The following is a 12,968-nucleotide window of genomic DNA, read 5'->3' on the forward strand; positions in this document are numbered from 1 at the left end:
CCTACAGTATTTATCGTTGTAGTGATAATGGTATATGAATTCAATCTAAATCTCAAATTATTAACATCAGAGATCCTTCTTCTCAAAAATCCGCAAAGAAATGAGATAAGAACAGCTGAGTAAAAACACGTAAGCGAGTCCTAGTATGATATAAGGAATAAAGCTAGACTTCACACCAAAGCTCTGCCAGTTCTCTAATTCAGGAAACCATTGAAGCAAGCTACCAATCACATTCGGACCAACCATTATAATCATCATAAAAACGAGATTAACCACTTGCGTTCCTTTAGCCCCTAGCCAGTAATGAATCGGTAAATAAAGCATAGCGAGGAGCGGGAAAATAGATATCGCAATACCAACCTCTTGCCAGAAATGAGGGGTCACCTCTTTACCTGTCATAATAATCAGGAGATAGGTAAAAGCAGTTGCTGCCAGCCCAACAAGCGCATACGGAAGGATTGAGAAGTATTTAGCGCGGACAAGCTCTTGTCTCCGCACAGGGAGATTAACGAGAAACCGTTGCGTCATCTGCTGAGTATCCATAGAACAGGAGCTAATCAACAACAGCATGGGTGGCATTACCGTAAATAAACTGAAGCTATGATAGTTCGAGTAAGCTATAAAAATAAAGAAAGGGATGAGCAACATCAGAAATTTACGCAAAAGAATGAAGTCTTTTTGAATAAGATACAATGAATGATACACTATAATTCCTCCTTAGCTTATAACTCTTCCCTGCTAAACATTCGTAGTGAAATCTTATATGAGAAGTACAAGATGAATAGATAAACGATCCCTATCAAAGCTGTCTGTACCAGATGATCCTGCAGCTTTAAGTGGGTTATTGTTAAGAAAAAAGATGAATTGTTGAGTGAAGATCCAGCACTTATCGTGGTTATCGTTACAACTACATTAAAAAGGATATTAAAGTGATAGTTCTTGTTACCAAGCCAATAATGAATCGGCAGATAAATAGACGCAGTCAAAGGAATCATAAATAACGTTAAAGATACCCCTATCCAATACACTGGGCTAATGGAATATCCAAATGAAAAGGAAATTAGAAACAAAGCTAAAGAGCAAACCAAACCGATGAAACTATAAGGGATCAGTGATAAGTATTTAGCCAAGACAATCTCTTGCCGACTTACTGGCAGTCCTAAAACAAACTTTGTGTTGTTATTCTGTGCATCCATTGAACAGGAGTATACGAGCAATAGTAAAGATTGAAATGTAGCAAACATACTGGAGCTATCCAATTGTACATATGCGACAAACAAAATACTCAAGAGAAATAAAGGAATGAAATTCCCCAGGAGAATAAAGTCTTTCCGAATCAACAGCAAGAGATTAGACATACAAAGCGTTTCTCTTTACTGTAAAATACATGATTTCTTCCAGGGTAGGTATTTCGCATATCGCTTGATCTCTAAAATATCGCGCCTCCTCAGAATTGTGGTTAAGAAGCCCCTCAAAACCAAGTGCTGTCTCTTTAATCCCTATGAAACACTTCCGCACATCCCGATCAAGCAACTCCTTGTTGCCTTTTACCAGCATATATTTATTAGGTAGAGATTCTTTCATCTCATTAAATACTAGTCGCCCCTCATTTACAAAAACAATATAATCCGCTATCCGGTCTAAATCAGTCGTGTTATGCGTGGAGAAAAGAATAGATTTCTTCTCATCCTGTATATGCTCACTAAGCAGATCAAGCAATTCTCTTCGGAATATGGGATCAAGACCTGCAGTAGGTTCGTCCATGATGAGCAGATCTGCACCGTGTGATAAAGCAATGGCGAGCGAATACTTCATTTTCATCCCTTTAGAGAGTTCTTTAATCTTTTTCCGCGGGGAAAGCTTAAACATCTCTATGTATTTCCTATAAGTTTCTTTATCCCACTGACTATAAAAGGGAGCAATCATCTTACTCATCTGATCGATGGTTAATTGATCGTAAAAGTAGTTCTCATCGGAAACATACCCAATTCGCTCTTTGTACTTTGCATTCTTTACGGTTGTTTCTTTGCCGAAAATCTCGATACTTCCTTGGTCGGGTTGTACCATACCCATCATCATTTTAATTAATGTTGTTTTCCCTGCCCCATTGGGTCCTATTAACCCCGTAATATATCCTTCCTTGATACCGAACGTAAGTTCGCATAGGCTAAAATGGCCATATTTTTTAGATATTTGATTCAATTGAATGACATCGTTCATTCTGTCTCCTCCTCATACAGCAATTTCAACATCTCACTGAACTCAGCAAAATCAATCCCTAACATTTTACTCTCGTCGATAATCTCCTTCATTTTGTTCTCCATGATCCGTAACCGTTGTTCACGAATAAACTCCTGATCCGCACCAGAAACAAAGGAGCCTTTTCCCACAATGGAATTGATAAGCCCTTCTCTCTCCAGTTCTTCGTAAGCTCGTTTTGTTGTAATTACGCTAATCTGCAGCTCTTTAGCTAACAGTCGAATAGAAGGTAAAGGCGTACCTGAGACTAACTCTCCTTGCAGGATCATCTGGCGGATCTGACTTACAATCTGTGCATAGATGGGCTCACCGGAAGTGTTGGATATCAATATGTTCATGAACTCGTGCCCTCACTCCTAGTTTATGTGTGTTTAATGTATATATGTAATATATACACTATACTCATTGTTGTCAATGATCTTTCAAAATCCACAAAAAACAAGCCGATTCCTATGAACTCAGGGTCAGCTTGCTTGACATTCAGCATATATAATCATCATCACATCAATCCAGCACTTCTTAAAAAGCGACTAACAATGTCTATCTGATAGCGAATACGAAGGTCACGATCAAGACTCCAGCATGTTTCCACAGTAAATGCCTTCGCTCCTATGATGCGGGAGACGGCTGAACGTGACGAGCCGGGGCGCTCTCGTAAACGGATATTAAAATGATAAGAAGTATTAGCGATTGTACGATTAATGTCTTTTATGAGACGTCTTGCCGTAACCGTACCTTGGCTCCCCGGGTTAATAATAATAGACTGACCGAGGCGTTTCGGATTTCTTTGAGACAAACCGTTCGCTTCATGGAGATCAAGGTACCAGGTGGGGCGATAACGCCGTACTAATTGAAGCAAGGCTACGGATAACGGATGTTTGGCAGATCCATTCCGAGTACGCGGAAACGTTCGGTTCAAATCGGGCACGCCCCGAATTCGTTTGCGATAAGCTTTTTGATTCATGAGGGGAACAATAATAAGCGTACCACGGTAAATATATAGTTCTCCTTGTCTTAAGTGATTCACGATGTTTTTCGCCGCACGAATGCTTGCCGTTTCATTCCCGTGTATGCCGGACACCACCATAAACACAGGACCAGGGAGCCCACCTCTGATCACGTAATAAGGGGTGGCATGGGATGTGGACGATGCTAAAGTATAATTCTCAACGATCATCATGCTTCACCTCCGCATTTAGGTGTCCATATATTTGTATTCCGTAGGACCCCAGTTGTCCTAGACAGATAAGCAAAAAAAGCCTGATTTCTCAGGCTTTAGAATTATAAAATTGTAACAATATGAAATTTTATTTATACGCGGGCAACCAATCTCCATGGGCTGTGATCAGCTCATCACACATATTCGTAATGTCATCCATCGACAGTTCGGCGGCAGTGTGCGGATCGAGCATAGCAGCGTGATAAATATGCTCTCTCTTATGAGTAATCGCTGCTTCGATTGTTAACAATTGTGTATTAATGTTCGTACGATTCAGTGCGGCACACTGCGGAGGCAGATCTCCCACGAAGGTTGGAGTGACACCACTGCGGTCTACAAGGCACGGAACTTCTACACATGCTTCTTTCGGAAGATTGGTGATAAGACCTGTATTCATAACATTACCACCAATTTTGAAAGGTACATTCGTTTCGATGGCTTCCATAATGTAGGACGCATATTCATGCGAACGTTCATGTACAAGCTCTTTGTTATTTACTAATTCTTCACGCATCTTCTGCCACCGTTCAATTTGTTCTACACAGCGGCGTGGGTACTCGTCGAGTGGAATTTGAAAGCGTTCGATGAGCTCAGGATAATTACGTTTGATAAAATAAGGATGATACTCTGCGTTATGTTCTGAAGACTCCGTAATATAGTAACCAAATTTAAGCATCATTTCATAACGAACCATATCCCCGTGATGCTCTTTCTGCTTATCGGCAGCGCGGCGTTTGATTTCCGGATATAAGTCCTCTCCGTCCTTCGTAACCTCGAGTAGCCAAGCCATATGGTTAATCCCTGCAATCTTAGCCTGTACACCCTTCTGATCCATTCCCAGATGCTCGAATAAGCCTGGAATACAATGCTGTACGCTATGACATAATCCAACAGTCTTCACACCACCATAAGTGTTCATCACATTGGTCAATACTGCCATTGGATTCGTATAATTCATGAACAGAGCATCTGGACAAACCTCTCTCACATCTGCCGCAAAATCAAGCATGACAGGAATCGTGCGTAAGTTGCGGAAAATGCCACCGATACCAACCGTGTCCGCAATCGTTTGACGCAAGCCATATTTCTTCGGAATTTCAAAGTCTGTAATGGTACAAGGATCGTAACCCCCGACCTGAATCGCATTAATCACATATTTAGCTCCGCGCAAAGCTTCCTTACGATCCGTATAGGATTTCACGATACAAGTACTGCCACTACTTGCTTTTATATTACTCAGCATATTCTCGGAATCTTTTAGGCGCTGAAGATCAATATCATATAGGGCAAGCTCAAAGCCTTGAAGAGCTGGAGTTCTCATGCAATCTCCTAAAACGTTCTTTGCAAATACAGTACTACCCGCTCCGATAAATGTAATTTTGGACATGTGAAATATTCCTCCTTAAATAGTGAGTTCTACGGTCACGACATCGCTAACGACTCAGAAAACCTTGATGAATTTTCCTTATAAACACTAGAATGTCAGAGGGTATCCGTCTCTCTCTTCACTATTCACTATAAATGAGAGCGGTCTCAATGAGTATGGATAAATACAATTCATATATGGATATTTGTTGCATTAAAGTGGCCCGTCCTATAATCTAAATGTAATTCAAATCACGTATAGGAGGTCATAACCAAATGGCTTCAGAGCATTATCATTTCACAGCAGGGTTTAATCTTGCTCCTGATGAAATCGACCTAACTGTATTGTTCAGCGGAGAAGGTAAACCGGTCCCGGGACATAAGATGGGGCCTTCTGTTCACGATTACTACCTTATACATACCGTAATGGATGGAAAGGGTGTGTTTCAGAGTGGAAGTAACTCTCATATATGTGGTACGGGAGATACCTTTGTTATTTTCCCAGGGGCATTATTCAGCTATCAGGCAGACATGGAACAGCCTTGGACTTATGTATGGGTAGCCTTACAAGGAGAAGCCGTTCAGCAGCTATTTAAAGAAGTGGGGATTACACCGGACAAGCCGTTAATACACTTAGATAACCTTATAGAGATACATAACTTGTATGAACATATTCGTTTTTCCTTTCAGCAATCTGCTTATCCAAGGTTGGAAAGTTTGGAGGCTTCTGGGTGGCTGCGCCTTCTGGTGCACAAATTCGGACTTGCGAACATAGGTTCGCTTACCCCTAAATCCGCACAATTACCGGATGTTATCGACCGCCAGATCAATCAAGCGATCCGCTGGATCTCTCTCCAATTTCATCAACAGATCAGTATCGACCACATGGCATCCTCTCTTGGTTATCATAGGGCACACCTCTCTAAGGCCTTTAAGCAAAAGATCGGAATGTCACCCAAGCAATATTTGTTAAAGGTTCGCATGGATAAAGCAAAGGAACTGCTTGGAGGAACGCTCACCATCGACCAGGTATCCTCTTCGGTCGGTTTCAATGATGCGTTATATTTCTCCAAGCAATTCCGTAAGTGGAGCGGTATGTCCCCCAGTGAATATCGAAGCCATCTTCGATCTGGCACATGATTGCTTATGGGTTATTTCATGGCTTTTGATAAAATCGAGGTGACAAACGCTGTCTTTCCTTCACAGTAAGCATCCATATCGTAGCGATGTTGTTCCGCCAAATGCTGTTTGACTTCTGCATATGCTTGGCGTGCTACCGCATTTGAACGGAGATAGTCTCTAAAAGCGATATGCTCCAAATACCCTTTTCCATCCTTAGGGCATACATACAGATGATATTGCATGAATTCGTCCGCTTGACGTCTTTTGAAGGCTTCCCTGCCCTCGATTCCCAAGTTCCCTTGATGTTCATAACCATACTGTTGTAAACGTTCTATGATTTGTGGGAGTAAATCGTAGCTATCCATTACAAGATCAAGATCTATGATGGGTTTAGCAGCGAGTCCTTCAATGGAAGTACTCCCCACATGCTCTATCGTAATAATGAGGTCGCCAACATAAGATAACAACTGTTCTTTTATTCTATCGAATTCTAACTTCCACTCTGGATCATAAGGGACAACTTCTACGACTTTCGTCTTCTGAGCGATGCTCATGCACCTCCTGCGATGAATGTCTTCTTCTCAATTCCTCTATAGACTATCCATATGCATATAGCGGCCACAATTAGCATTCCACCCATCAGACAGACGCCATTCCAGCCCCAATGCTGCCATGCAAAGCTTCCAAGTGTTGATCCAATAGCTCCACCTGTAAAAGTGCTAACCATAAACACCGTATTTATTCGGCTGCGCGCCGCTGGCTCAAGTGCATAGATCCGTGTTTGGTTACTAACCTGTGACCCTTGTACTCCAAGATCCAGGATAATAACACCGGCAATCAGGCTCCAAATTGTAAATCCAGCTAAACCGAAGAATCCATAAGCAATCAATGTCAGCAATAGTAGTATACCTACTATCTTTTTCGGTGCGATCCTATCAGCTAACCTACCGATAAATGGAGCACCCGCAGCACCTGCTACACCGATCAACCCAAACAAGCCTGTGATAGAGCTACTATAGTGGTAAGGTTCACCTTCTAGAAAGAAAGCCAGTGAAGTCCAGAACACGCTGAAGCCACCAAACATACAAGCACCAATCAATGACGCTTCACGAAGCGTCGAATATCTGCGAATCAAATTCCCCATTGATTTCAGTAGATCTGTATAGGATGAATTATTTTCTGGTTTCGTCTTTGGAATTAGTTGGTATAAGATAAGGGATAACAATAGCATTATAGCTGCGGCAATCCAGTACATGGCTCTCCAGCCGAACATATCTCCTATAATTCCGGATATTGTTCTTGCAAGCAAAATACCAAAAAACAGCCCGCTCATTACTGTTCCAATAACCTTTCCTCTTTCTTCTGGCAAAGCGAGCTCCGCCGAGAGAGGAATGATAACCTGCGGCACGACCGTAGTAATGCCAATAGCAAAGCTGGCGATATACATCCAAATAAGGTTCTGAGCTGTAGCGAAACCAACAAGTGATAGTGATACAGCAATAAGAAGTCCGGATATTAGTGTTCTTCGTTCACGGATGTCGCCCAACGGAACAAAGAATAACATCCCAAGCGCATAACCGATCTGAGTAAGCATCGATACATATCCTACTGCGTTAGAGGATGCATGGAATGTTCGTCCTATTTCGGCCAAAAGGGGCTGATTGTAATACATATTTGCGACGCTTAATCCTGATGCAATGGCTAAAATAAGTATGAATTGCTTAGTTAGGCCTCCTCCTATACGAACTGCAGCGGGTGTGATAGATTGTGTCATGAAATTCTGTGCCTCCGATTACGTATGCTGCATAAACAGCAAGCTTTATTTTCCTAATACATTATAGCAGTCACTGTCAAGCTGACGTATTTCTGCGATATAATAATTATCCTAAATACAATGATCTGCATAAGTGCAATTTATATTGAAATATATTGAGCGGGGAGTAAATAACATGCACCAGAATGACCGAATTATAACCAGATTGCGCAAAGAACCGTTAAAGAATGTCAGTTTATTAAAAATGCTAACCTCATTCCATGAAGTCATGGAGTCTCATCTTGTGGAGCAAGGAAATCAATGGGGTGTTTTATTGCTTCTTCCTGCTTCAGCGTACGCATATGATCATAGAGTATATCCTCAAGCGGATTACATCGTATTTATGGATTACAGCAGCCCAGATGTATTTCCGGCTCTGTTTCAATTCCTGCCTCCACAAGCAAAAATTGTTTTTAAACTGCAAGACGTGAACTATAAAGAGGCATTATCATCACATTTTTCAATGGAGAAAGTCCGGGGGTTCTACTCATACAGTACAGCTGAGGGACAAATCTTTCCGAAGGACGAAGATGTTGTTATCAGTCATGTGGTTGACGACAGATTAATTCCGCTGTGGGCCGCTAATCATTACACGAAAGACGAAATAGAAGACTATTTTCAAAACGGGGCTTTTTCCGTGTCAATTTTCCTAGACAACAATCCGGTCAGTACCTGCTTAGCGTTCTGTAATGAAGAAACCCTCTGGGAAATCGGCGCTGTACATACTTTAGAATCCTCTCAAAGAAACGGGTATGCGAAAAAGGTGGTCCAAACCGCCATACAAGAAACGTTAGAACGAGGGTTTATTCCACGCTATCATGTGCTTGAAACAAATCAAGCTTCCATCAGACTAGCTGAATCTATTGGACTCATTCCTTGTGTACAGCTTGAACACTGGATTAACTACATCCAATAACACGCTTGATAGGAGGTGATTTGAATGAGTTATGGGCCGAACGAGAATCAAAACTATTATCCTCCCCCGCCCCCACCAACACCGATGAATGGCAAGTCAATTGCTGGTTTCGTCTTAGGAGTACTTTCCATAATTGTTCCTTATATCGGATTTTTGTTAGGGATTGTAGCGGTTATTCTATCTGCCCTGTCCCTTAAAGAAATACGGATTCGGTATGAGCAAGGAAGAGGCTTAGCTATTGCGGGTCTTGTATGCGGGATTGTCGGCACTCTCCTTTACGCCATAATCATTTTATTTTTCGTTATTTTTATATACGCTGCTTCTAGTTACCCATACTGATCTACACACAAAAAAAAGGATCTCTATAGCCACCCTAATGGCTGCAGAGATCCTTTTTCCTTTCCTATGAACAAAAATTCAGTAGGTTCCATTGTTAATCTGCTGACGATACTCCGTAGGAGTTACGAGGAACCGCTTGCGGAACATCTGTGTAAAATGTCGCATGTCCTGATATCCAATACGTTCGGCGATTTCTGCCACCTTAAGCTTCGAGTTTACTAGCAGCAGCTTCGCTTGCTCTAATCGTAAGGATGTCACGTATTCTTTATAGCCTTGACCCGTCTTCTGTTTAAATAATTGACTGAAGTAGACCGGATTCAGAAATACAACGGAAGCAATCTTTTCCAAAGTAAGGTCTTCGAAATAGTGTTCTTTTACATACTGCAATGCGATGTCGATGGCTTTTTCGCCACTACCTTTCGCTGGCGTTAAATCCAATACTTGCGAATTCACTGCTTCTCTTAAGCTCGTTACGATCTGAGGTACAGTATTTATATCGTAGCTAAGTCCGGAATGGATCATTTGGAAAGGTGTTTTTAAATATTGCTTCAAATAGGTCCGCCCATCTTCCAGAAAAGATTCTAATCGTGCTTCTTCTCTTAAGGTGATTAATCCCAGCAGACTCTGGCGGTCATAGCTGACCACAAAACCGCTCCCGTCACGCTCTATCAGCTCAGTTAACACATTCTCTACAATAAAATGTTCTATCCGGATGTTTTTATCACCCGCCTCCATTTGTAGCAAAATCAAATAGAAACATTGATGGTCTTCTATTAATTGGCTGATGTCTAAATTACCGAGATTAAAACCAGAAGCGAGCCTTTGAAATACACCTTCTCTTAAATATTTCAGACTTGACCTTAATCGGTCTTCATCTTTAATAAACTTATGATCCTGCTCTATTTCTAGCGATAAGTTACTAATAATCTCAAGTAGCTTGCTTTTACCGATCGGCTTAAGTAGATAATCTCTCGCTCCAAGACGAACTGCCTCCTGCGCATAGGCGAACTCACTGTGTGCAGAGATGACCACCCATTTGACATAAGGATACCGCCTCTTAGAAATCCTCATGAACTCTAGACCATTCATACCGGGCATAAGAATATCTGTTAAGACGATATGGATGGACTGTTCCTCCATAATCTTGACAGCTTCTTCTGTCGACGCAGCAACATGTACACAATAATCTGGATAGATACTTCTTATAGTGCGCTTAATGCCTTCTCGGATCGCCCGTTCATCATCAGCTATGAGAATGTTCACGACTATGCTCTCCTTCCTGCGGAATCGGCAGCATGATAGCAACCTCGGTTCCTTCTCCAGGTAAGCTTCGAATCACAAGACCATAGGATTCTCCGAACATATGCTGGAGCCGTCGATGCAGATTTTGAAGACCGATTCCCATTTTTCCATTTTCTTTCGTTGTTGGTCGATCCAAGGATTCCACCAGCGCATTCAACTTCTCTGCATCCATACCTTTGCCATTATCTTGAACGACGATGTTCAGCACTCCAGTTTCTTCAAGTATACTCACCTTCAGAATACCTTGACGATCGAGCGATTCCAAGCCATGTTTTACAGCATTTTCAATGACCGGTTGTACAGTCATCTTGGGAAGGCGAACCTCAAGCCATCGTTCATCTATATTTATCTCAATCCGTAGACGACCTTCCAGCCGAATAGAAATAATATTTAGATAGTGCCCGATTTGTTCCAGTTCTTCTCGTAACGTGACTTCTACGTCAACTTCCCAATAACTGCTGTACCGGAACATCGAAGATAGCGAGAGAACAAGTTCACCCAGTTGCTCATTCCCTTCCTCATCCAGCATCCAATAAATCATATCCAGAGTATTGTATAGAAAATGTGGGTTCACTTGAGATTGTAAGGCATGAAGCTCAGCATTCTTCTCACTGACGGAAGAAAGTTTTACCCGCTCGATTAGTTCTTCGATTCGGCGAACCATCCGATTAAACGAAGCAACAAGAATATTAATCTCTTGATAAGATGAAACATTCACCATTCCCCGAAAATTACCGATCTCCACTTGTTTCATCTCTCGAATCACCTTTTTAAGCGGCAAAGAAATCGTTCGTGAAACCATAGAAGCTATCAAAGTAGAGACGAGAACAAGAATCGAAAATACAATGAACAGATAACGTTTCATCTCTACCAACTCTACATTTAGGTCGCGATTAGGAGTGATACTAAGCACCCACCAACCAGAGAAGGACAGTTTAGAAGCGACAAGTAGACGGTTGGCTGTCTGTTCGACCACAACATTCTGGGAGTTCTGTAAAGACGGGAGCTGAGTTAAATCAGGTTCCTGATCTTCGGCAGAGGATACGAATCGTCCATCCTGCGACATTAAATACACCTGGCTATGCTCACCCAGCTTCACATTATCCAACGCATCCAGAACAGGCTTCGGATTCGTCTCGTACAGAACAATGCCAATCGGTTTGTGTTCATTGAGATCGTAAATCTGACGGCCGAAGGCAAACACAGGACTATCCTCCACTTGATCGATAAGAGAATGTTCATAGACGCCGAGCCAGATCATTTTACCGGAGGAAGATTGCAGCTGATGGTACCAATCTTCCTTCATATATTCGGGATCAACCACATTCATATAGTTTCCGTAATTATAGATCTTACCTTTATCTGTAATGACATGAATACCTACGAGATCATCCCGAGAATAAAATATAGCTCCTAAAATATTGGTAATTGTCTGTTCATTGATGTAAGCTACCGCGGGCTCTGTGCTTGTCTCATTAATCAAACGTATCAATTCAAAGTTATTGCTGAGTGATTTAGAGAGACTATCATACCCTTTGTACAGTAAGCTGAATAGATCCGCCGTCTGAGCGACATTCTTCTGCGACAAGTCACTTATTTTCTCATGAAACTGTACGGTTGTCCGGTTGTAATAGAGCAGACTCACAATTAATAGAATGCTAGACATGCAAAAAAGAAACAGCAAAAACAATCGATGGTGGATGGAATGAAAGCTGTTTCTCAAAAAGGCTTCCCTCCTCAAACTCATCTGTCCTGCTGCTTCTTCATTATAATTCCATTATTGTAATTTGCAATATAGATTTATCCTTTTACTGCGCCCGCCACCATTCCTTTTGTAATCTGATTGGATAAGAAGAAATAGATTAAAATGACGGGTAACGCACCCATCACTAGAAATGCACCGATATTCCCATAGTTTACAGAATACTGACTAACGAATGTGTACACACCAAAGGGCAAGGTCTTCAATTTCTCGGAGGAAATGAAGGTGGCCGCTAAGATATACTCATTCCAAATGTTGATGAACGTTAGAATACATACAGTCATTACAGGTGGGACAGATACCGGAAGAATGATCGTGCGGAAGATCCGATATACGCTCGCCCCATCAATAAAGGCTGATTCTTCAATTTCATGCGGAATGCTCTTCATAAAGCCACTTAATATGAACACCGCTATTGGGGTTGAAAAAGCTACATAAGGCAATATGAGTGATAAGTGTGTATTCAGAATATGCATATTTTTGAAAATGATCATCAGCGGAAGCAAGGTGGCCTGCATGGGGATCATCATCCCCATTAAGAAGATCGTCATGACCAAGTTGCCGTAACGCCAACGGAACCGTGAGATCGCGTAAGCTACCATCGAACTAAGCAGGATGACGAAGATCATTGTTACACCGGTAACCACTACACTGTTAGATAAATACTTTAGATAGCTACCTGACTTATAAGCCTCGCTATAGTTATGCCACTGAAATACTTTAGGAAATGAGAAAAAACTTCCTCCCAAAATCTCTTCGTTGGTCTTCAAGGAATAGAGCATTAGCCATAGCAGAGGATATAGCTGGGTAACGACAGGAATCGCAAAGAGAAGATACACGAGTCCTTTCTTGACATTCCGCATGATCGCGC

At 41.7% G+C, this 12,968-nt stretch carries 14 protein-coding genes; 3 read left to right on the plus strand and 11 right to left on the minus strand.

Going from position 1 to position 12,968, the window contains the following annotated elements; translation table 11 throughout:
- Positions 1 to 66: 66 nt before the first annotated feature.
- From MKY19_RS15840 to MKY19_RS15865, 6 genes are all read right to left on the minus strand, one after another.
- The gene (locus MKY19_RS15840; protein WP_339264906.1) at positions 67 to 705 is read right to left on the minus strand and encodes an ABC-2 transporter permease; all 639 of its coding nucleotides are present in this window, start codon (positions 703 to 705) and stop codon (positions 67 to 69) included.
- A gap of 17 nt (positions 706 to 722) precedes the next feature.
- Positions 723 to 1,358: an ABC-2 transporter permease gene (locus MKY19_RS15845; protein WP_339795953.1), complete on the minus strand. Its 636-nt coding sequence runs from the start codon at positions 1,356 to 1,358 to the stop codon at positions 723 to 725.
- The gene (locus MKY19_RS15850; RefSeq protein ID WP_339264910.1) at positions 1,351 to 2,220 is read right to left on the minus strand and encodes an ABC transporter ATP-binding protein; all 870 of its coding nucleotides are present in this window, start codon (positions 2,218 to 2,220) and stop codon (positions 1,351 to 1,353) included. Before MKY19_RS15850 ends, MKY19_RS15845 begins: the two co-directional genes overlap by 8 nt.
- Entirely contained in the window at positions 2,217 to 2,597 is a 381-nt protein-coding gene (locus tag MKY19_RS15855; RefSeq protein ID WP_042188506.1) for a GntR family transcriptional regulator, read from the minus strand. Before MKY19_RS15855 ends, MKY19_RS15850 begins: the two co-directional genes overlap by 4 nt.
- 161 nt (positions 2,598 to 2,758) lie before the next feature.
- Positions 2,759 to 3,436 carry a succinylglutamate desuccinylase/aspartoacylase family protein gene (locus MKY19_RS15860; protein ID WP_339804346.1) on the minus strand — a complete coding sequence of 226 codons (678 nt, stop codon included), beginning with the start codon at positions 3,434 to 3,436 and terminating at the stop codon, positions 2,759 to 2,761.
- A gap of 130 nt (positions 3,437 to 3,566) precedes the next feature.
- Complete coding sequence (locus MKY19_RS15865) at positions 3,567 to 4,865, minus strand: alpha-glucosidase/alpha-galactosidase (RefSeq protein ID WP_339795957.1); 1,299 nt, start codon at positions 4,863 to 4,865, stop codon at positions 3,567 to 3,569.
- A 254-nt stretch (positions 4,866 to 5,119) separates the two neighbouring features.
- On the opposite strand from MKY19_RS15865, the gene MKY19_RS15870 reads away from it, so the two are divergent.
- A complete protein-coding gene (locus MKY19_RS15870; RefSeq protein ID WP_339795960.1) occupies positions 5,120 to 5,983 on the plus strand; it encodes an AraC family transcriptional regulator in 864 nt (287 codons plus the stop codon).
- Positions 5,984 to 5,994: 11 nt separating this feature from the next.
- On the opposite strand, the gene MKY19_RS15875 is transcribed toward MKY19_RS15870, so the two are convergent.
- The gene (locus MKY19_RS15875) at positions 5,995 to 6,513 is read right to left on the minus strand and encodes a GrpB family protein (protein WP_339248597.1); all 519 of its coding nucleotides are present in this window, start codon (positions 6,511 to 6,513) and stop codon (positions 5,995 to 5,997) included.
- A gap of 2 nt (positions 6,514 to 6,515) precedes the next feature.
- On the minus strand, positions 6,516 to 7,739 hold the full coding sequence (locus MKY19_RS15880; RefSeq protein ID WP_339795963.1) for an MFS transporter: 1,224 nt from the start codon (positions 7,737 to 7,739) through the stop codon (positions 6,516 to 6,518).
- Between the two features lie 175 nt (positions 7,740 to 7,914).
- On the opposite strand from MKY19_RS15880, the gene MKY19_RS15885 reads away from it, so the two are divergent.
- Both MKY19_RS15885 and MKY19_RS15890 read left to right on the plus strand, forming a co-directional pair.
- A complete protein-coding gene (locus MKY19_RS15885; protein ID WP_339795967.1) occupies positions 7,915 to 8,694 on the plus strand; it encodes a GNAT family N-acetyltransferase in 780 nt (259 codons plus the stop codon).
- 24 nt (positions 8,695 to 8,718) lie between these two features.
- Complete coding sequence (locus MKY19_RS15890) at positions 8,719 to 9,033, plus strand: DUF4190 domain-containing protein (RefSeq protein ID WP_076298693.1); 315 nt, start codon at positions 8,719 to 8,721, stop codon at positions 9,031 to 9,033.
- A 78-nt stretch (positions 9,034 to 9,111) separates the two neighbouring features.
- Here the strand turns inward: MKY19_RS15890 and MKY19_RS15895 are convergent, their stop codons facing one another.
- The 3 genes from MKY19_RS15895 to MKY19_RS15905 form a co-directional block, all read right to left on the minus strand.
- Positions 9,112 to 10,296: a response regulator gene (locus tag MKY19_RS15895; protein WP_339795970.1), complete on the minus strand. Its 1,185-nt coding sequence runs from the start codon at positions 10,294 to 10,296 to the stop codon at positions 9,112 to 9,114.
- Positions 10,277 to 12,058, minus strand: a complete 1,782-nt coding sequence (locus MKY19_RS15900; protein WP_339795972.1) for a histidine kinase — start codon at positions 12,056 to 12,058, stop codon at positions 10,277 to 10,279. The genes MKY19_RS15895 and MKY19_RS15900 overlap by 20 nt, the downstream gene beginning before the upstream one ends.
- Positions 12,059 to 12,135: 77 nt before the next feature.
- On the minus strand, positions 12,136 to 12,960 hold the full coding sequence (locus tag MKY19_RS15905) for a carbohydrate ABC transporter permease (protein ID WP_042188564.1): 825 nt from the start codon (positions 12,958 to 12,960) through the stop codon (positions 12,136 to 12,138).
- Positions 12,961 to 12,968 lie beyond the last annotated feature (8 nt).

Origin of the sequence: Paenibacillus sp. FSL R5-0744, assembly GCF_037972555.1 — a bacterium.
In the GTDB taxonomy this organism is placed as follows: domain Bacteria; phylum Bacillota; class Bacilli; order Paenibacillales; family Paenibacillaceae; genus Paenibacillus_AQ.

Coding starts and splice junctions, on each gene's coding strand:
- MKY19_RS15855 (WP_042188506.1), bottom strand. CDS start 2,597: ATGAACATATTGATATCCAACACTTCCGGTGAGCCCATCTATGCACAG.
- MKY19_RS15905 (WP_042188564.1), bottom strand. CDS start 12,960: ATGCGGAATGTCAAGAAAGGACTCGTGTATCTTCTCTTTGCGATTCCT.
- MKY19_RS15885 (WP_339795967.1), top strand. CDS start 7,915: ATGCACCAGAATGACCGAATTATAACCAGATTGCGCAAAGAACCGTTA.
- MKY19_RS15880 (WP_339795963.1), bottom strand. CDS start 7,739: ATGACACAATCTATCACACCCGCTGCAGTTCGTATAGGAGGAGGCCTA.
- MKY19_RS15865 (WP_339795957.1), bottom strand. CDS start 4,865: ATGTCCAAAATTACATTTATCGGAGCGGGTAGTACTGTATTTGCAAAG.
- MKY19_RS15860 (WP_339804346.1), bottom strand. CDS start 3,436: ATGATCGTTGAGAATTATACTTTAGCATCGTCCACATCCCATGCCACC.
- MKY19_RS15890 (WP_076298693.1), top strand. CDS start 8,719: ATGAGTTATGGGCCGAACGAGAATCAAAACTATTATCCTCCCCCGCCC.
- MKY19_RS15850 (WP_339264910.1), bottom strand. CDS start 2,220: ATGAACGATGTCATTCAATTGAATCAAATATCTAAAAAATATGGCCAT.
- MKY19_RS15845 (WP_339795953.1), bottom strand. CDS start 1,358: ATGTCTAATCTCTTGCTGTTGATTCGGAAAGACTTTATTCTCCTGGGG.
- MKY19_RS15870 (WP_339795960.1), top strand. CDS start 5,120: ATGGCTTCAGAGCATTATCATTTCACAGCAGGGTTTAATCTTGCTCCT.